Origin of the sequence: Klebsiella sp. 141198, assembly GCF_050600785.1 — a bacterium.
Lineage (GTDB): Bacteria > Pseudomonadota > Gammaproteobacteria > Enterobacterales > Enterobacteriaceae > Klebsiella > Klebsiella aerogenes.
The window spans coordinates 632,257-652,481 of record NZ_JAQIRM010000001.1 but is presented as its reverse complement, the minus strand read 5'-3'; the positions used below and the strand labels follow the sequence as shown (position 1 = coordinate 652,481).

Here is a 20,225-nt window from a genome sequence, read left to right as displayed (position 1 = left end):
GATATGAGCAACATTACCATCTATCACAATCCAGCCTGTGGCACCTCACGTAACACGCTGGAGATGATCCGTAACAGCGGTAACGAACCAACCATTATTTATTATCTCGATACTCCCCCGACTCGTGATGAACTTAGCAAACTGATTTCAGATATGGGTATTTCAGTACGTGCATTGCTGCGTAAGAACGTCGAACCTTATGAGCAGTTGGGTCTTGATGAAGACAAATTTTCTGATGAGCAGTTGATTGATTTTATGCTTCAGCATCCGATCCTGATTAATCGGCCGATTGTCGTTACGCCGCTTGGCACTCGTCTTTGCCGCCCTTCAGAAATAGTGTTGGATATTCTACCGGAAGGCCAGAAAGGAGCGTTTATCAAAGAGGATGGCGAGACGGTCATTGACGAAACGGGGAAGCGGGTTAATTAATCTACCCACTTCAAAATATCGGACGCCTGTTTACGCTATGCGGGCGTCCGCTTTTCGCTCATAGCGGACCTCACACTCAGTGAGGTAGTCCGCTCCGTGCAAGGAATGAACTATTTTAAGATGGCCATTCAATCTTCCAGCAAACTCATTTCTTCAGAGAGCCACTGTCTCAGAATTCGTATTTTAAATGAATCCTGATTATCCGAGCGATAAACTAAATCGTATCCCCGCTCAGCCTTAAGTTTGTATTGCGGAAACGGAACAACAAGCCTTCCAGCTGCTACATCATCTGCAACCAGAGTACTGCGTCCAAGAGCCACACCTTCGCCACGTATAGCGGCCTCAGTCGCCATGCTGCCAAGGGTCCATAAGGGACCATGATGGCAGCAAAATTTTTTTTCTCCGGCCAGTGCAAACCATGCCTCCCAGTTCGCCAGCATTCTGTATTCATGAAGAAGAACGCAGTTTGAAAGTTCCTTAATTTCTGTCAGACCATTATGTTCTTTAAGAAAACCCGGGCTACAGACGGGGGTCACTGTTTCATCAAAGAGACGCTCATACGAAACGTCGCGATAATGGCCAAGACCGTAACGAATGGCTGCATCTATCTGACCATCATTTAGATCCACATTACTGTCAGTAACATCCAGCTGAATATCAACTTCAGGATATCTCTGTTTGAACCGGCTCAGACGCGGTGCCAGCCACTTGCTGGCAAATGAAACCGTTGTACTGACACGTAAACTTTTTGCAGGATTCCTTCTGCGCAGACGCTCAGATTCCATCATTAACTCACTCAAAAGGCGGGTAACAGTGCGATGATATTCAGCCCCTTCCTGAGTCAGTATTATCTGTCGGGTCAGCCTGAAAAATAGTTTTAACCCCAGATGCTCTTCAAGCTTCCGGATTTGCCGGCTTATCGCGCCATGCGTTACGTGCAGCTCTGTTGCAGCCAGTGTCATACTAGAGAGACGGGCTGCGGCTTCAAAAGCACGCAGAGTCTGCAATGGAGGGAGGCGATCAAATATCATACGTGTGATTATAATTCACGCGTATTGTGAGAACAAATGATTTGTCAGGCCAGAGTCCGAAAATCAAAATTATCACACAGAACATTCACATTGGCTTTACGATAATCGGAGGAATGATGGAAAGCTTGTTTGTTTACGGGACGCTGGGTCCTGGCCGACCTAATGCTCATATTCTTGAAAAGATTGGGGGGACATGGCAGGAAGGCCACGTTGGTGGTTCGTTATTAGATAAAGGTTGGGGTACAGAGATGGGATATCCGGGGATCGTGTTGGATGATTCCGGTAATCGTGTACAGGGTTTTATTTTCACGTCAGAGAATTTGCATCTTCACTGGCACATACTCGATGAGTTCGAAGGTTTTGAGTATGAACGGGTACCCGTTGAAGTCACTCTCTCTAATGGCTGCAATGTTAAATCCTTCATATATATACTCAAATAATGTACTTTCGGCCCGATATTCAGCGGGCCTGATAGCCTTTTACAAATTTCAATTCGTTTATTTGTATACTGCTAGCTCTATGAGATTTAAATCTGGGTCGCGAATATACACAGAAATTATTTCACCTTTTGCACCTGTTCGGGTAACGGGGCCTTCGAGGACATCAATATTATGTCCTTTAAGATGTAACAGAACCTCGGGGATTGATTTGTCCACGATAAAACACAGATCAAGAGAACCGGGTACTGGCAGGTGAGCCTTAGGTCCAATCTCCTTACCATACTCATGGATATTGATTTTTTGGTTACCAAAAAGAAGAGCCCTACGGCTATTGCTGAACATTACGGCCTCCATACCCAAAATACGAGTATAGAAATCCATACACTGCTCAATTGAGCGGCATGTGAGTACTAAATGATCGAGTTTATCTATCAAGAAAAAGACTCCAGATGGAATAATGCATTGCGAAATCAGGATTAAGTTTAGTTTGTTATCTAAACAAGAACAATTGTAGCCGAGATGTAAATCTTTGTTTTATAGAATTCTGCTCTTCGCTCAAAGCAGACTGTAAGCATCTCGATAAAGACGGCGCGATCCGCATGGACTGCTCTTCGGAGTGTGCGATGGCGGGCCTGCTGGCACTGCGTGATAAGTTCGATCTGGCCCGGACTATGACCGTCACGGCATAGTCACGCAGGCCGGGCTGATGAACCCGAACCACTATCTGGCGGTGGCGATTTACTACCTGTTCCAGCATCGCCCGCTGTGGGGCCAGGATGTGGCGGTGGGCAAGACGCTGGTCTCTTCAGCGATGATCGACCGCGTGGTGAACGACCTCGGCCGCAGGCTGGTTGAAGTGCCGGTGGGCTTTAAATGGTTTGTTGACGGCCTGTTCGACGGCAGCTTCGGCTCCGGCGGGGAAGAGAGTGCGGGCGTCTCGTTCCTGCGTTTTGACGGAACGCAGTGGTCTACCGACAAAGACGGCATCATCATGTGCCTGCTGGCGGCGGAAATCACCGCAGTCACCGGCAAAAACCCGCAGGAGCACTACGACTAGCTGGCAGAGCGCTTTGGTGCGCCAAGCTACAACCGTCTTCAGGCTTCCGCGACGTCTATTCTGAAAGCGGCGCTGTCTAAGTGATCTCCTCCCTGAAAACAGTGCCAGGGTCAAAAACACCGGAAATCTCAAAAAGTGCGAGGAACTAAAACGGGTGTGTTTACGATTTTGATAATCTAACCCTTCATCTCATGCAGTGGGTGGACATTGAGGCTTATCGATTACAGGAGGAGGGACAGAAGGCCGATACAGGATGGTTGAAGACGCTTGAGAAACTGGTCATCGCAAAACTGTATTTTCCGGAAGAAGCCATGGATACGTCAATCGTCAGTGTGGTTAAGTGTTCCCTGACCAGGAAGGCAAAAGTCATCCAGGAAGACAGTGCAAAGAAAGACAATAAAAAGAAAGAAGCGGTGCCCGATGACCTTATTAACAGTTTTTTCATTCAGGAACTGCGAAAGCTCGACGCGGAGTGGAGGCAAGGAGGGGGTGGAGCCGGTTTTAAAGACTTTATCATGGCGATAACCCGGGATAACCAACAGCGCCTCGATATACGCACTGAAGAAGGCCTGGATTTCGCCTTTGAGAAACTGTTGCCCACACAGCCACCAGCTGGCTCCTGGCCTTCAAAGTACCCGCTGGCATTCAGCCAGCAGCTGGCCGTCAATGAAACCTGGACCAGAAATCACACTGAACCGGGTATTTTTGCTGTTAATGGTCCTCCGGGAACGGGGAAGACAACACTCCTGCGTGATGTGGTGGCCGCAGTCGTCACCGATCGGGCGAGTAAACTGGTTAAACTCGGAGACTCTGCATTTAAAGCCAAAGACAGCCTCAAATACAATGACAGGCTGATACCCTATTATTCGCTTCACCCGTCCCTGGCGGGGAGTGCCATCGTGATTGCATCGTCCAATAACGGAGCCGTGGAGAATATCTCACTTGAGCTCCCCGGGATGGAGGCGGTACCGGAGAATGTGTCAGATCGCAGCGATTACTTTGCCGGGCTGGCTACCGTAATACTTAACAGGCCTGCCTGGGGGCTTCTGGCGGCAAGACTGGGCAATAAAAGTAACAGAGAGCAGTTCGTTAACACACTGTGGTGGGGAAATCTGCAGAAAAGTGAAAAAGGCGATGAAGCACCTCCTGAGAAGTTTTCACCCGAACGTGGAGAGGGGCTGAAATACCATCTGAATTTACTGCGACCGCCCCGGAAAGTCAGAGAGCCTGCACTGACCTGGACTGAGGCTGTCACACGTTTTGAACAGGCACAGGCGGTGGAGGAAGCCGAGCGTCAGCAACTGGTCGTCAGTTCAGGGCTAACGAATAAAATTGAGAGGCTCGAAGAACAACGAAGAGAATGGGAAGAAAGGAAGCAAACCGCAACGCTTCAGATTGAGGAATGTCGGAACGCGCTACAGACTCGCCGCGATGGAAATGACCCTGACCCTGTCCAGTGGAGAACGGGACGAACTCGATCAGCGCATCCACCAGCATGAAAAAAATAAACCCGGCCTTCTGGCTAATCTCTTTTCGCTGGGGAGGATATCGAAAACATGGTGGGATCGTTATCAACGGCTGACAGACGAATCAGATGCTTTGCGGGCGACGTTGACTCAGCAACGGCAGGAACAGCAGCAGGCGCAATTAGAAAAACATAATGCAGACTATGAACTCAGGAGCCTGGAGCGTGAGCTCACTCAGGTGATCAGCAACTGTCAGGCGGTCTGTAAAGAGCAGGAACAGAATAATACATTGCTGAAGCAGGCTATATCCGATCTAGGAGCCTCCTGGCCGGAGCGGGATGCAACAGATGAGCAAAGGGAGTTGTCAGCACCATGGCTTCATGAGCGCTGGAGAAAGGCGAGGGAAGACGTGTTTATCGCAGCATTAGACGTTCACCGGGCGTTTATTGAAAATAACCCCGTAAAAATGGCCGCCAATATAGGGCTTGCAATGGACTGGTTAAAAGGGCGAAAACTGACCGAAAAACAGGCGGCTCTGACCCTCGACTCCTTATCTCTGGTCGTCCCGGTTATATCAAGCACCTTTGCGTCCATGCCCCGGATGTTCAGGGATACAGGTCAGGAAGCGATAGGCTGGTTGCTGATTGATGAAGCCGGACAGGCACAACCTCAGCATGCGATTGGGGCTATCTGGAGAGCAAAACGCACGGTTCTGGTAGGTGACCCAAAACAACTGGAGCCGGTCAGCAGTATTCCGTCCACTGTAGAGGGGGTGCTGGCAAAACACTATCAGATCCCTTCCTGCTGGTGGCCCGGAAAAGTCTCAGCACAGATACTGGCAGACCAGACGATGGATGTTGGCACCTATCTGCCCGACCCGGAGTCTGAACAGATTTGGGTGGGCTGTCCATTACGGGTTCACCGGCGCTGTGATGAACCAATGTTCAGTATCAGTAACCATATTGCCTATGACGGGCTCATGGTCCACGGGAAAAAGCCGGGCCTGGCGGATTTTCCTGAAAGTGGATGGCTGGATGTGAAAGGGAGAACATGCGAAGGAAACTGGGTAGCGGAGGAAGGGGTGGCGGTGGAAAAGTTACTTTTGGCGTTGCGTCATCAGCATTCACTCACACCTGACGACGTGTTTCTGATCTCGCCATTCCGGGATTGCGCTAAGCAGCTTAGTCGGATCGCAAAGAGACTGGGATTCAGGATGGACAGAACGGGCACTGTACATAAAACACAGGGTAAGGAAGCTGCAGTGGTTATCCTCGTGCTGGGAGGCAACATAAAAAGCCAGGGGGCGAAAGCCTGGGCGGCGGAAAAACCCAATCTTGGTGTTTTTTGCGAACCAATTGAGTTTACCCATAGCGAGCGTTTTACAACTGCGATACAGGGAATATGCTGTACGTTGAGCCCGGCTACGAAAGTAACTTTCTTATCAACACGGTCGGGGGAGTGCCACACTGTGGCGTTTGATTTTTTCCTTACTAGTCCGCCCGACGTATTTATTACTCAGAATAGCGAGAAAACACGTGCGATAATGCAGGCAGCCTGGTTTGGTAGCGCCCGCGACTGTCCACCGATTGTTCAGCTCAGTGATACTCTTCCGACTACATGTGCTGGTGTGATTAATTACCAGATGAATTACGCGCGGTTGGGGAGAATGATTGCGGATCATATTCGACAGCCCACGGAACAAGGTGAGTGCTCAACGATTATACCAAATGTCGGGTTTCCTTGGTGTGGCCAGAGTAGTCAGTCCCCGGAAAGTAACGCCACTTTGAATATGCTCATTTTACCGAGTCCCTCGACCGATGCTCTGAGAAAATTGCTGCCTCATTTCTACAGGACAAGCGGGATTAAGGTAAACCTAGCGATTTACCCTTATGACGAAGTATTTAATCTGAGGCAGGCAGAAATTATCATAGGTCAGGGAGTTACGAATGTCGTAAACGGTGTAATGGCGATCTCCGAGGCAGTACAATACATCAATGAACGTATTATCCATGAAACCGGTTCTTGACTGGGCATTGGTATGTTGAACAGGGTGTTTGTATGAAGCAGCACGCTGACTGTACACCGTTTTTGTTATTTGGCAAGTGGACTGACCCCGCCCGGCGCCACCGTCATCTTGGAGGCGAACAGCCCCATCGTGAGGACAGAATTTGTCTACGGGCATGGGGTCAGTCCAAACTGGTAACTAAAAGTTGGCATATATACATAAGCGCCAGTTTGTGGTTCGGGGAAAATTCATCTTTAGGAAGTATTGGCCATTAGAATATGAGGTGATGCTGCGAACAAGGGGGTTGTTTTTAGCTGTTATAAAGTGGTGAACTATTTACAGTATCTACCACATTGTACGGCACCAATGATTTCTGGTTAACCAAAATCACTGGGAAAGTGCTTTGTCAGTTCACATAACATGGATCCCCTGTGTCCCGAATCGCAGGACGCAGAAGAAATCCGGAGAGCTTTTATTCATGAAACTACCGAATAATTAAAAAAGGTTTTGCCATGATGTAAAAATGTGAAGAGATTTATGTTCATCATGTTTTCTTTTTCGCACCTAAGTTTGCATCAATACAGGAAAGTATGCGGGCAAAAATTTCTGGGGAGATCTCTACCTCGGAGATTTTGCGCACTCTTTTTTCCTCACATCAGTTTTTTTACTTTCTTTTTAAAATAATTTATTTTTTATATTATCAAGGCATCAAAAGTTGCATATACTGTAACACCATAACTAAGAACTTATCAGTTGAATAATTAGTGTTGTGATATGAAAAGAAAATTAATAAAAAGAAATAAGAGATGGTTAAATGTTATCTATAAATCCTCATCATGCCAACATTTGCCAATGTATGATGAGATTCAATTTCTTAAGGCGGTTAATCGGAAGCGAAATGTGATTAGAATCGAACGACGGCATCCATCCTTTCTTAATTGGGAAAAGGTTAAGTTTCATAAAGGCTATGCTGTTGTCCCATGCAATGATTGGAAAGGTAATTTTGCTTATGATTATTATTTATACTCAACAGAACTATTGCCTATTGTCTTTCTTCCTTTCTGGGTGCCGCCTGAAATTGATATATCATGCTATTTGCAAGATTAAAAGACGGTGGGGAGATGATGCATGAGAGTATATCTATTACATTACCCAGTAATTCTTTGAAATGATTGAGGAAGCAGCTGCAATCGCTGGTGAGACTGTTTCGAAGTTTATTTTTCGATGTGCTTATGAGTGTGCGGTGGAAATTATTGAGCATTAGAATAATACATATTGACAAAACATGACCTACTTCTGCAGGTTATCGCGATTTTTGAAGGTAATGAAAGTGCAGTATTAAAATGATGCAATATACTCAACCAAGCATTGAGCTTAAAGCAAGCCTTTGAAATTATAGACAAAAATAGAGGGTGAAATTTGCCATGCTCATTTTAGAATAGCGCATGGCATTTATTCATGCGTTCGAAGCGCAAAATTATTGCTATATCAGATTATTGATCCTTTTTTCTTTCGTGTAACTCCCTGATCAAGTGAGGAGCAAGAAGGCTCTCTACTGGTATAACCGTATTTAATTTTACTGCTTTAACAATTTCAATCAATGAGAGGGTATTCTGTGCGAGCTGTTCGCGAAGCTCTTTATTCTCTACCTGTAGCTGCTGATTACGACCAAGAAGAGCCTGACGAGTCTTACGATTCACATACTGCTGCTTTTCCTTAGGGCGAAGATTTAAAGAGGACAGTTGTTGATCGATATAGGCTGCAATAAGACGCTTTCGTTGAATGCTACTTAATGTACTTAAGCCACCATTGATGATGCCTTTTGATTTAAGTCTGGAATGTAAGCTTTTAGCTGAGATAGGAGATTTATCAAACCCTTCGATCAACATCAGCTGGAGCTCATGCTCAATCTGAGTATCCAATTCTTTACCACGCATCAGTCGTCTCCTTGTTTGATTTTTTGGTACTCTAGGGAAAATAGTTGAGCCAGAGTACGAATTTCACCTTCTACTTTTATCTCTCCGGACAGGACCACCTGAGAGGGGATTACTTGCAGCGAGTTTGAGCGATTGCGTAATTGCTTAGTTAAGGCATCTAGTTGTGCTAGATTTTCTTCGATATTGCCTTGCATTAGCTGGTTGCCCGGAAGGGCTGCGGTATACTGTTTAAAAACAAGCGTAGCCTCGTTTAATGCCCGACCTTTGGCTTCAACAGTAGAGTACTCATCAATACGACCTGTTAAAGTGAAATGCTCACAGGGCTTCAATGCCTGACACTTCATTCGATAAGGACATCCCCACAAATTTACATCTCTCATGCAGGAGCCCAATTTCAATGGATGCAGTACCGCGTGCCTTTGCACCATTTCGGACGCTTGCGATGGCCCTTCATTTTTACTGATATCCTCGAACGCAGCGGCTATGTCTTCGAATAATCCATCGCCTAACGACGCTTCAATGAATCCTGCAACATCGTCACGATTATCGAAGGAATGCAGATTCGCCTTTATATTGGTTTCCATATTCTTCGTGCTGCTAAATACCATCATACCACTTTTTTTTACCACATCGAGCGGTGTATCTGCGTCAATAGCAGTTAGTGTCGTCTGCTCCTGTACGATCGGAACTAACGGAATAAGAGAAGCAGTCTTTCGACGTTCCTTAAGAGCCAGATGCTGGTAATACTTATTTTGAGTAATATCAACACGCCCCATCAACATGGCTTGTAAGTGGTCTGAAATTTCAGCAATAGCGAGAAAAGTGTTTATATTGTGACGAGGAATGTGAGTGCGAAGCTGGGTAGGGCGACCGTCATCTTCGAGAAGTCTGTATTTACTGAAGACCGAAGCATAGCCGTCTACATTACCGAGAAACTGGTTTACGCCAGCATTACTCAGTGGTAGAGGTGTTGCTTTTAGCCCCAATGATCTTTTTAACGTCATAGTCCCTTTGGGGTAAAGGAACAATAAATCCTCATACATAATCTCAAATCTTTTGCCATTTTCTACCCATGCGTGAGTACAGGGAGTATTTGCGCTGCTATCACCAAATTCATTTTTAAGGTAAAGATTAAGGTCTGATTTTGAATAGTATTTCCTTTTTTCATTGCCTGGAAAGAGAATGACTTCAACCGGCATACAGCCTCGTTTCGCTAACGCTTTTGATGCTTTATCACGTAATCCGGCACGACCCCGAAGCTCTGATGAGGATTGGGCTATGTGTTCTACAATATCATCAAGTTCAACAAGTTCACCTGCAATATCATTGATCGCCTCCGGTAAATAATCAGCAAATCCTTTTGAACGTAAGTTTGTGAGATGCTTTCGTAACTCAAATGTTAGCGACTTAACCGATTTGAATATGTTTTCAACTAAAGGAACAGCTAAGGGTTCGACCCAATGTGTTCGCTCACCAGCGCCCTTAACACCAACATAGCGAATGCCAAGAAAATAATCCGGCAACCCTTTATCGCGTAGACGTCTGCTGATGTCAGAGTTTTCTATCTTTCGTTTGACCAACGCATCCTGCCTAAGATTGAATGCTTCAACGGACCGAAAACCCGTGATGATGAGTAGCAGAAGGCAATTGAGCACTATCTTTTCAGTGCCGCTTTCTACACACTTGATAAGTGACACGATATTGAGGAATCCTCGAATTGTAATAAGTGCATCGTCACCATCAGTGGCTGTATCATCCAGTCTGTCCTTGTGTTTGAGGGCTATTGTTTCCCGGGCTTTCCGGGTCAAATTGGTCCGGTTAGTATAATTTTCGTCTGACACATATTGTAGCGTTACCAATGTGAAAGCGTGATGATTTACTAATTTTACAATCTTAACGCAACGCCCCTTATAGTTGGCTATGTTAGGATCACCTGGCTTGGATGCTGCACTCATAGTATCCATCGCACTACGTACAACATCTGTAGTCAGATAGATTGGATGAGTTTGCCCGGTTAATTTAATCAGCGCGCAGTACCAGCGTTTCATAATAATCAGAGTTGCAACAGCAACTGCAGGGGAAATGCTGCGATTTCTGCCTCGATAGACGAGTACCAGTATGGCTTTCATAAACAACTGATAAGTATCGGATACAGTATGGTGTTCGTCGATTCCTTTTAGCCGGTTAATCTCATCAAATCGCAATACATTAACACCATTACCACGTAGCCAGCCGGAACCTTTTTTTCCACATATCCAGACAACGCTATCCCATGATTCTGCAAAATCTGCTGCCAGATTCTTTTCGAACCAAGCTTTCTGCTCTAGGATAAAAGTGTCAAAATTCTCTACATTTTTTTTCATTTCCCACAACCTCTGACTTTATGCAAATGACAACGGGCAATCACTGACTTTATTTCTATTTGCGTCGTCTCGTGGATAGAAATTAGTGGATTGTGAGCATTGCCGACACTATCTGACACAGCTATCAGCTCATCGACTTCTTTAGAGATGCTATCTAATACATCCTGGTGATGGCCATCAAGGAAAGGGCGGTAATATAGGCAACCATAGCAGCAACGGACTTCACAGAAAGGGCATTCGTCATCGGTTCTCGCACAACCACCAATCTCATAGTGCAATCGATCTCCAACCATGCCAACTACACGTCGACCTAACCATTCCTTTGAAGGGACCAACTTACCTGTCAGCATCATAGCTACCATATTTTGCCATACGGGGTTAGAACCGAGAGCTTTAGCGCGAATCAATGCCAAAGCTGGCGTCGCCAGGATGTAATGTTTTGCTACAACTACAGATGAATGGCCGAGAATATGAGCAATTTCCTCCGCACTGACGCCATGCATAGCCAACGAGTGACCAACGTTGTGGCGTAGATCAGTTGGTGTGATTGATGGCGGAGCTGCTTCTCCGCGAGCTACGGCATTTTGATAATCAGGGGGGCTGAAGTTTAGAATGGTTTGTCTAATAGACTGAGAGACAAAAGCAGGGGCGTCCCCCCCCATGTCGAACATTTTGTCATTAGATAATAACTGAGCTCTGTCCACATAATGCTTGATTAATGCACCAATTTCCGGCGGAATAGCCAGCAGTAAACGCTCGGTCGTAAGGCGTCTTTGTTTGACGTAGGGTAGTAGAATGCTATATCGAATTAGCCCAGTATTAGTGTTATATGTATCAATACGCAAGTCTCGAACAGCTAGCTTTGCCAGCTGCACAGGACGAGCACCAGTGACATAACTTAACCCGAGTATTGTGGCTTGTTTTAACTCTCTGATATCATAAGACTTCCCTCTGGCCAATGCCGTTGCCATTTCAAATAAACCTTTGCTTATCATGTTTTTTTCAAAAGGGTCGAGGAGATTGTCAATGTCCTTATAAATCTCCCAGTTATATGCATTTGGTCTAGGAATAAACTCAAGGTCCTCATAGTCTTCCAAAGTGAATCCAGGGAACTCTTCAGAACAAAGGATCTTCAACCCGAATAATATAAAATAGAAGGATCTGGCATTGAGTGCATCGTTTTCTAAAAACTGTCGCAATATATGTAATGTAAAACCACCATTCCCTCTGCAGTAGCTGAAGGCTTGTGCCCATTGATATGACAGTACTGGCAAGAAAGTTGGGAACATTGTTGACGCATATTTAAAACAAAAATACTTCAAGAGCGTGTTTGTTAAGTCATCAAGCTTAAAATATACGTACCGCTTACTTCCTGAATAATAAAAAACCCACTTATCCCCCTCATTATTAATATGCTTATCATCAAAATCACTGCTGGATTTCAAAAAAATTTTCTCGGGAATAAATAAAGATTTTAATTTTGAAGAGAGGTTCTCATCATACATTTCAGAACCTTGCGGGAGCAGTATATTAGGCTTAACATCCATTAAACAACTCCTTTGTTAAGAAATCTATATCAGAGTCATGTTGAAATAATCGCTGGATATTTGCTGCATTAGCTTGCTCAGATAAAAATCTTTTGGCATAAAGATCAGGCATTTGGCTTTTTATACTCCAACCGCCAAGCAAACGGAGAGCCTCTTTTACCTCATCCATTCGCCCCATTGAAAGTGAGTTTTTGACAAGATTATTACCAGAGTCATTGAGTTTTTTATTTTGTAAATTATATAATTTCTTCATAGTTAAGTAAGCCCATGTATGCCGTGTATGTACGACAGACATAACGGAATAAAAGGGAGGTACCTCAAAATTCACAACATGCTGATTTCTGTGGTTGTACCAAAAAACCATGAAGTAAACTACCCATGAAGGTTATTTAACATAATATACATTATGCGCACCAAAATTGATTGTGGTAGATAACGGCGTTTGCCGTGTGGATTTGCTTTGGTTATTGCTGGCCTGCGCTGGTTCCAATCTCGTACTGACAGTCATCTATCGTTGTTCTTCCTGTTTCGATTAACTTCCAGCCTTTGATATCCTCACCCTGACATGTCGCTTTTTTCCCATGGCGTCGGCTGCACTTTGGCCAACGGCAATCGCCAGTTGTCAGATTAATCGCGGACAACAACGTTTGCTGACCGCGTTTAAAAATCGTTATCAACACCGCTCATCGTTCGCTATCGCTTCCGAGCGGCTTCGCATCGTTTTGCATACCATCGCAATCAGAACACCTTGAATCGATATTCCATGATCACTTCCGACGACAGCGTGTTTGTACGTGTGTAATAGCCGTCCGTAAGGACTGGCGTTTTTCCCTGCGTCTTGTATGACCATCCTGGCCCGAACATCGCCCAAAAAGTGAAGTTTTTAAACATGGACTGCGTTGGAACCCAACGGCTAAAGGCATTGATCTCCCCGGTGCGCACGTGATTCCCTTTATAGTTAAATTGCCCGATGTTTCCCGCCAGGCCAACGGCTAATTCAGGGGTTAATCGATATTCGGTGATGTTCGCCAGCACCAGTTCCCCATCACGCATGTAATCGTCGCCAGCGTAGGCCATGGAAATAAATGTTCCCCGGGAATTTTTACTCATGTGGCGTGGATAAAACCCGACTTCACCTGTTTTTTTAGCATTGGTGTAGCCAATGCCCATTTTGCTATTCCAGCGTTCACCTTTCCAGGTCGCATCCAGCGCAAAATGCCAGGCATTATTGTCAAAATCCCGTTTACTCGCGGGCATTGCGCGGTAACTTTCCAACGCGTGGGTGCCGTAGACTTGCGTTCCAATCGTTAGCTGCGAATCCGCCCGAAACTGAGTAAACAGCAGGTGCCGTTGCAGGTAGTTTTTACTCTCACCATAAGCATACTGTGCATCAAAAATTTTCCCCCGCCAAAGAATTTCTCCGCTTGCCAGGTGGCTAATATATTCACCGGTATTAGTCTGAAATCGCTTTTTATCTGGTGAGTTTCTGTCCATGGAATTTTCAAGCCAGGCCCCTCTTATGGTAAATGGGCCGTAGCTTACAGCACTGCTTACGCCGGAATACGTTGTTGGAGAAAGCCGGTTGGACGTTGAAATAACGCCATAATTTTTCAGCATCTGCCATCCCCAGCGCGCGTTTAACTGAGCCCCAGAAAGCGTGTAGTTAAGCTTCACGTTACGTTGGCCGAACTTTGAATACCCTTCGGCGTTGCTTTTTTTGTTACCTGTACCATTATTATAAAGTACGCCGCGGGAGTTGAAATAGTCGCTGGCGCCCAACTTTATCGCGCTATAATATGACACATCGAAGCCGATAATATCGGATAAATAACCAGACTGGTATTCTGCTGAAAATCCCTGCCCCCAGGCGTTGTGTACATGTTTCGGGTTGGTATTTTCCTCCTTAAGATATTTCCAATAATTCTTTGCAGAGACAGTGAGCTGTGAGTCAGTAAAAAAAGGATCTTCAAAAATAGCGTCTGTAGCGGCCCATACAGGCGTAACCAGCCCGCACGCTATTAACGCGGCAGTTATATTTTTAAACATTTTTATTTCCTGAGAAAAGATCCGCCATAGCACATTTATGGCGGAAAACTAAACTGTCAGATTATTTATGGTTTAGTGAAGCCTTGCCTGCTTCAACGTATTTCATGGTGCCAATTTCTGGCACACTGTATTTACCATCGTGATAAGTGATTTTCACCACCGCAGCATTCGACAATGGCAGATTTTTGGCCGGGTCGTCCGTCAGATCGGAAATCATTATCTGAATCGCGGTACCTGAAGAAATGGCCAGAATATTTTTATCACCCTCTTTTTGGGCATTTTCTACAATAGTTGCCAGTGCAGCTTGTGTCCGTTCTTTTACTTGCTCATAGTCTTCCGCTAGCTGTTTTGGATCGGACTTGGCCAGCGCGTTCTGACTTTCCCTTACCGAGAGCGTGCCTGCTTTCATCGCCTTAAAAAGCGATTCACTGTCCGTCATTCCAAGTGCGTGTGCGCCTGCATTGGCCATGTCGACATTATAACCGCCTTCAAAACCACCAAAAAACGCCTCTCGCAGGCCTGTCATTTCTGTTAAATGATAATCCGTTACGCCAGCCTGTTTAAGAATCACTGCCATGGTTTCGCGCTGCCGTCCGGCATCGCTGGAATAAAAACGATCAAACTTTATCCCTTTGAGTCCCTCACCTAAATATTGAGCAACCTGCACCCCATCCTTGGTCAATGGGGAATCAATCCAACCTTGCACGCGGTCAAACGAATTAAGCAGCGTTTTCCCATGACGCGCAAAATAAATATTGATGACCTCCTGGTCATTTTTATCGTTACTTTTCGCCATCAGCAGTGGACTGGTAATGGCAGTAACTGCCATTAAGACACCCAGAAATAATTTATTCATTTTAAAGAATCCTTTTTCATAGCCAAAAAAAAACCTACGTACTCTTCAGCGCCCTGGCATGCAGGTGGAGAAGAAAACGTAGGTTTTGCCTGTTGATACAGTAACAATCCAGCTATTACGGACCCTATCACTAATGCTTTTGAATTGCACTTAATCTATAACGATGATTTATATAATTGTGATCCTCCTCATATCAACCGTATTCCCATCTGGACGTTAATATCTGCAGTACGTATTTTAAATTCTCTTGGGATTGTTACTGTTTCAGGCAAAACCTAAGGCCGTTTCTGTACTCGTTGCAGGAGCGGCCTTAGGTTTTTTTTTGCATTTTAGTTACCCTCATGAATAACAGGAGTTACGATGAATAAATCATGTATTGCCGTTGCGCTGGTCTCTGCATTCGCCTTTACCGCAAGCGCCGCGCCGCTAAAAATTTTGATTGTCAACGACGATGGTTGCGAATCCCCGGGCAGTATTTCGCTTCAGGAAAAACTCATGCAAAAAGGTTTTGAGGTATGGATGGTCGCTCCTGCCACCAATCAGAGCGGCATCGGTTCGGCCATTACCTTCAAAACGGGTAAAATCTTTGATGTAAAGAAAGCTGCTGATAAACGCTACTGCTTCCCGGGAACGCCCGCTGATGCGGTTGATTTCGGCTTACGGGGACTACTCATTAATAATCAGCCGGACCTGGTTATCTCTGGCGTCAACGATGGCCCGAATACCGGGATGGCCCAGGTCAATTCAGGGACGGTAAGTGCGGCAGCCAGGGCTGTACGTTATGGTTTCCCGGCGATTGCGGCCAGCATTGGGTATATCTTTACCGAAGATGAAATGAAGAATAAATGGCCAAGCACACATAAATATTGGCCTGATGCGGTGGATTATGTGGTTGAGGTTGTTGATACGCTGAATCGTAATCATGTTCCTGGTTCACCTTTAGTGCCTAAAGGATCGGGCTTAAGCATTAACTATCCGCCGCTGCCAAAATCAAAAATTAAAGGTGTACACTATATCGAAAATGAGATGTTCCCTACCCCACAGATTGGTTATGATATTTTGCCTGATGGACGCGCCAAACAAATCATCAACCCGGCATCGTTAAAGAACGTTGAGAACGATACCGATTCCGGCTGGCTTAATAAAGGTTATATCACCTACACCCTCTTTGATGGGGCAACGAACGCGCCGCAATTTCAGGCGCAATATGAAGAACTGCTGAATAAATAATTCACCAGTTTATTTCACAACTTTGTACCATCCACTTCGTTCCTGCCGGCGACACACTAAATCGCTGGCAGGCGATGTTTTCAATTTTTCATCACCGCCTAATTATATTGCTTAAGCCCTCATCCGTACTGTATGACGCGTACCGTTCCAATATCAGGTAAATACTTGATTGAGTTCAAAAGTTAGTCTGTTTCGGACTATTCCTGGTTGTTTATGGTTTTTTTAACATCTAACCTCATTTTTCTATAATTCCACAATTCACGTAGCGAGCAGCTCATGACCTTCCCTGCACATTCTTCAAATCTGCCCGACTATGGGTTTGCTCGTAGCCTGGGACTAGCCTCTGGTAGTGATTTTGATTTTACCGCGCTGGCCGCACAACTGGACTGCTCCCGTGATTTCTCTCAAGCCGGGATAATCTATTCCGACGGAATGAATCGCTGGCTTGTGCGCCCTTCACGTAGAATCGCCACACCAAACCAAAGTAGCGTTAGCCATGTTATCGTGACAAAAATTGCATCCTCGACGCCGCACAATGCCGCAAAAGCCACGATCAAAACGCTACAAGCACCGTCACTGGCTAATGAAATTACCTCCACGGCTATAGCCTGCGGTGCTGCCGTGGTCACTGTCTTTTTAGCGCTTGGAGCTGGCGCGGCCATCCCCCTCACCGCCGGAGCCTCAGGCGTGGTGGCAGCAATGATCACTGCAGGTGGTGTGGCTACCGGTTTACAGTGTTTTATCGGTAGCGGACGTCTGTTAGCTATCGGTATCGGCCATGAGGAGGATATTGCCTGGCTTGACAGCCAGGACTGGTATACCGCAACCTCAACAGCCTTGGATATCGTTTCTTTAGCTGGCGCTGGGGCGGGTTTAAAAAGTACCATTGCAACATATAAATTAATGAAAGCCAGTTCCTCCTCCGGGGCGATAAACTGGCTCAAAAGTCTGAGCCGGGCCGAACGTAAGCGTATTACAGAAGAAATCATCCGCGCCCAAAATCCAGGAATTTCTAACGGTGGAATTAAGGCGGCCATGCAGGCGCAGCTTTACCCTAAGCGTTTCCCGTCTGAGGCAATACAGCGTTCTTTGCAGCGCGAATTAACGAATGCGGTTATTAATACCTCAGCCTTCGCGGGGAGCGCGCTCACCGGAACAATACGCCATCCGCAAAATGTGTCGCAATCCGGTAAGTACGTCATCGGCGTTATACAGTCGTTCTCATTTTAGATAGTTAAAGCACTCGGCATAATGAAATATATTAATGACAGTCTCAAACTGGGCACCATCGTTGAGCAAAGGATAAAGGAGCAGGATCCTAAGCAGTTAGAGTCCGCGAAAATGTACTTGATGGAGCGTATGGAAACCCCTGTCGGGTTGCATACGGCTGGCGTGCCTTTTATTTTAAGCGCGCTGTTAAGCGTAATAAGTTTTGCTATGCCGCAGCTAACGCTTTGGGGAGCCATCTTTCAGTGGTTTTCCTGGCCCGCGCATGCTGTTTTTGCTGGTATCATCCCCACAGGTTTACTCTACTGTCTGCTGATCTTCCCGTCGATGACGCTGTTCTCTCGAGGTTTTCTGGCGGCGCTTAAGTTCTATCTAGGTCTGATTTTCCTGACCGCCGCGCTCGCCGCGGGAAATCTCATTTACGCATTCATTTCGGTATTCATATTTGGTGGGCATGCCGGTTTGCTTATAAGCGCTTTGGTTGGTGTATTGTTTAGCGCTGGGAGCATCAAACTGATTAACAGCGCTATGTTTGTAAAAACCTCAGCATTTTATTTACATAATCGAGTTTGGCGCTGGCAATTAAAACATCATGCACAAAATGCGATATGATAAAAATCCTCTGCTGGCTCATACTCACACTGCTAAGCGCAACGGGGCTTGGCGCCTGGTTTCTTCAACAGCAATATGACGCGCGCTCCGCCGACTTCCGCATCCTGTATCGCGAAATCACGGTAAAGGTGTCGCAGCACGATGCCATCATCCCCCTACTTCCGGCCGGTCAAAATGCCGCCGAAGTCCAGCAGATCCTGCCGCAGATCGTGCAATGGCGGCGCTATGATTCCCTGGAGCCGCGACGCCCCATCGTCGCGCAAAGCCCCGCACGCTACTGGCTGAATCTTCCGGGCATCTCCCTGCTGATTGATTTGAACACCCTACTTAACAGTCTCAATGAGAAAAAAACGTTCAAACATCTTGCCATTCGTTGGGACGGTACCACGTTGTTTGAGGAAGGTACCGCCTCTGCCAACACCTGGTGGCGTTGGGAGAAAACTGTCGCCAGCCCAACACAACCTCTGCTAATTAGCGCAGGCGATAACCCGCAGTGGCATCAACTGCCGTGGTGGCTGATACTTTCACCAGCACTGTTCTGGGCGGTGATTATCTATCTCGTTAATCAGTATCGAACCAATAAACGCCGACGGGATATCGCCGATTTACGCTCTCGCTATGGCGAACTCACTCGTCTTAATACCATGGGCGAACTGGCCGCCGGCATCGTACATGAGCTTAATCAACCGTTGACCGCCATCATGAGCTATAACCAGGCGGCTGTGCGCCTGATTAAAAAAAACGATCCCGTAAAGATCCCCGAACTGCTTGAGGCCTCAGTGTTGCAGATAAAACGCATTGACGCCCTGCTCAGCCAGTTTCGTCTCAAGCTCACTAGTAAGCGCGCCGAATATCAGCCGGTGGACCTTCCGTCTCTGTGGCTACGCGTTTGCGAATTGCTGGATAACGAGATCAGCGCGGGGAAAGTTCGCGTCTCCAGCCATTTTCCGTCGGACCTACCCGCGCTTCCAGCGCCGCTGCTATGGGTAGAGCAAATTCTGCATAATATCGTTAGCAATGCCATTCAGGCGCAAAGCGCAAATGTTCCAGGTAGCGCGTGGATCCATCTGCAAGCCGAGCGGGTCAATAACGGTATCGCCTTAACTCTTACTGATGGCGGACCAGGGTTGTCATCTGAAGCGCTTGAGCAGGTTTTTATACCGTTTTATACCACCCGTACTGATGGTGTGGGACTCGGCATGGCCCTTGCGGATACCCTTGTTCAGCGTCTTAATGGCACGATAGAAGCGAGCAATATCACCGGACAAGGCGCCTGCTTCCGGTTATGGTTTCCGCTGCGCAATGAGGAGAAGTGATGGAGCAGTATATCTGGTTAATTGATGACGATGCGGCAATACGCGATTCATTAAGTCTGCTGCTCTCAACCGTTGGCTGGCAGACGCAGGCGTTTGATAGCGCACACGCTTTTCAACATCAGGCAGGGAATCTCGCCGAATTAACCGGTTGTATGCTGCTGGATATTCGCATGCCGGGGAAAACCGGGTTGACGCTGCTCGATGAGTGGCGCCAGTTAGGTCTAACCTTACCGGTTATTATTATGACCGGGCACGGTAATATTGATTTATGCCGTCGCGCCTTCAAAAATGGCGCATTTGAATTTTTAACCAAACCCATTGATGCCGACCTGTTATTCGAAGTGGTTGGCGAAGCGATGGCGCAGCAAAGCGCGCACCTCGAACAACAACAGAAATTACTGCCGCTGCAGGAAAAACTCGCCACCCTAACTGCACGCGAGCATGAAATGCTCCAGCAGCTGATCCAGGGCTACTCCAGTAAAGAAATTGCCCGTATATGTTCACTCTCGCCGCGTACCGTCGAAGCGCATCGCGCCAATATTTTTAGCAAGCTTGAAGTTAACTCGCTGCCCAAACTGTTGAAGATTTACGCTGATGTCGCCAGCACGTCTAAGTAAAAATACCTGGTACGTTCCGTATTCGCGGCAATAGTCGCCATGCTCC

At 46.4% G+C, this 20,225-nt stretch carries 15 protein-coding genes and 3 pseudogenes; 10 read left to right on the top strand and 8 right to left on the bottom strand.

Translation table 11 applies throughout. From position 1 onward, the window contains the following. Positions 1-3 precede the first annotated feature (3 nt). Positions 4-429 (top strand): glutaredoxin-dependent arsenate reductase, encoded by a 426-nt coding sequence (gene arsC, locus PGR10_RS03200; protein ID WP_047041439.1) that lies wholly within the window; start codon positions 4-6, stop codon positions 427-429. Positions 430-557: 128 nt separating this feature from the next. Here the strand turns inward: arsC and gcvA are convergent, their stop codons facing one another. Then, positions 558-1,460, bottom strand: coding sequence for a transcriptional regulator GcvA (gene gcvA, locus PGR10_RS03195; protein WP_430922922.1), 903 nt, complete (start codon positions 1,458-1,460; stop codon positions 558-560). 116 nt (positions 1,461-1,576) lie between these two features. Here gcvA and PGR10_RS03190 point away from each other — a divergent pair, with 116 nt between their 5' ends. Then, positions 1,577-1,900 (top strand): gamma-glutamylcyclotransferase family protein, encoded by a 324-nt coding sequence (locus tag PGR10_RS03190; RefSeq protein WP_430923104.1) that lies wholly within the window; start codon positions 1,577-1,579, stop codon positions 1,898-1,900. A 57-nt stretch (positions 1,901-1,957) separates the two neighbouring features. On the opposite strand, the gene PGR10_RS03185 is transcribed toward PGR10_RS03190, so the two are convergent. Next, on the bottom strand, positions 1,958-2,335 hold the full coding sequence (locus tag PGR10_RS03185) for a VOC family protein (protein WP_430922920.1): 378 nt from the start codon (positions 2,333-2,335) through the stop codon (positions 1,958-1,960). A 137-nt stretch (positions 2,336-2,472) separates the two neighbouring features. Here PGR10_RS03185 and PGR10_RS03180 point away from each other — a divergent pair. The 3 genes and pseudogenes from PGR10_RS03180 to PGR10_RS03170 form a co-directional block, all read left to right on the top strand. Beyond that, positions 2,473-3,038: pseudogene (locus tag PGR10_RS03180) on the top strand (phosphoglucomutase, alpha-D-glucose phosphate-specific); the annotation flags it as partial. Between the two features lie 80 nt (positions 3,039-3,118). Next, a pseudogene (locus PGR10_RS03175) lies at positions 3,119-6,332 on the top strand (AAA domain-containing protein); the annotation flags it as partial. 1,264 nt (positions 6,333-7,596) lie between these two features. After that, complete coding sequence (locus tag PGR10_RS03170) at positions 7,597-7,692, top strand: DUF1778 domain-containing protein (RefSeq protein WP_430922919.1); 96 nt, start codon at positions 7,597-7,599, stop codon at positions 7,690-7,692. Positions 7,693-7,921: 229 nt separating this feature from the next. Here PGR10_RS03170 and PGR10_RS03165 read toward each other — a convergent pair whose 3' ends face one another. From PGR10_RS03165 to PGR10_RS03140, 6 genes and pseudogenes are all read right to left on the bottom strand, one after another. Beyond that, complete coding sequence (locus tag PGR10_RS03165) at positions 7,922-8,365, bottom strand: hypothetical protein (protein ID WP_077272010.1); 444 nt, start codon at positions 8,363-8,365, stop codon at positions 7,922-7,924. After that, entirely contained in the window at positions 8,365-10,728 is a 2,364-nt protein-coding gene (locus PGR10_RS03160; protein WP_430922918.1) for a hypothetical protein, read from the bottom strand. The genes PGR10_RS03165 and PGR10_RS03160 overlap by 1 nt, the downstream gene beginning before the upstream one ends. Then, a complete protein-coding gene (locus PGR10_RS03155) occupies positions 10,725-12,275 on the bottom strand; it encodes a site-specific integrase (RefSeq protein WP_375547238.1) in 1,551 nt (516 codons plus the stop codon). Before PGR10_RS03155 ends, PGR10_RS03160 begins: the two co-directional genes overlap by 4 nt. Beyond that, positions 12,265-12,450: pseudogene (locus PGR10_RS03150) on the bottom strand (site-specific integrase); the annotation flags it as partial. The gene PGR10_RS03155 and the pseudogene PGR10_RS03150, both read right to left, overlap by 11 nt. Before the next feature lie 563 nt (positions 12,451-13,013). After that, entirely contained in the window at positions 13,014-14,321 is a 1,308-nt protein-coding gene (locus PGR10_RS03145) for an OprD family outer membrane porin (protein WP_430922916.1), read from the bottom strand. Positions 14,322-14,382: 61 nt separating this feature from the next. Beyond that, the gene (locus PGR10_RS03140) at positions 14,383-15,177 is read right to left on the bottom strand and encodes a histidine phosphatase family protein (protein ID WP_430922914.1); all 795 of its coding nucleotides are present in this window, start codon (positions 15,175-15,177) and stop codon (positions 14,383-14,385) included. Positions 15,178-15,537: 360 nt separating this feature from the next. Between PGR10_RS03140 and surE the strand changes: the two genes are divergently transcribed. The 5 genes from surE (at position 15,538) to PGR10_RS03115 (ending at position 20,179) form a co-directional block, all read left to right on the top strand. Further along, complete coding sequence (gene surE, locus PGR10_RS03135; protein ID WP_430922912.1) at positions 15,538-16,407, top strand: 5'/3'-nucleotidase SurE; 870 nt, start codon at positions 15,538-15,540, stop codon at positions 16,405-16,407. A 276-nt stretch (positions 16,408-16,683) separates the two neighbouring features. Next, complete coding sequence (locus PGR10_RS03130; protein WP_087860752.1) at positions 16,684-17,637, top strand: hypothetical protein; 954 nt, start codon at positions 16,684-16,686, stop codon at positions 17,635-17,637. Between the two features lie 21 nt (positions 17,638-17,658). Beyond that, positions 17,659-18,246, top strand: coding sequence for a hypothetical protein (locus PGR10_RS03125; RefSeq protein ID WP_213316051.1), 588 nt, complete (start codon positions 17,659-17,661; stop codon positions 18,244-18,246). Beyond that, positions 18,243-19,562 (top strand): sensor histidine kinase, encoded by a 1,320-nt coding sequence (locus tag PGR10_RS03120; protein WP_430922911.1) that lies wholly within the window; start codon positions 18,243-18,245, stop codon positions 19,560-19,562. Before PGR10_RS03125 ends, PGR10_RS03120 begins: the two co-directional genes overlap by 4 nt. Beyond that, positions 19,562-20,179 (top strand): response regulator transcription factor, encoded by a 618-nt coding sequence (locus tag PGR10_RS03115; RefSeq protein WP_430922909.1) that lies wholly within the window; start codon positions 19,562-19,564, stop codon positions 20,177-20,179. The genes PGR10_RS03120 and PGR10_RS03115 overlap by 1 nt, the downstream gene beginning before the upstream one ends. The last annotated feature ends 46 nt before the right edge of the window (positions 20,180-20,225 follow it).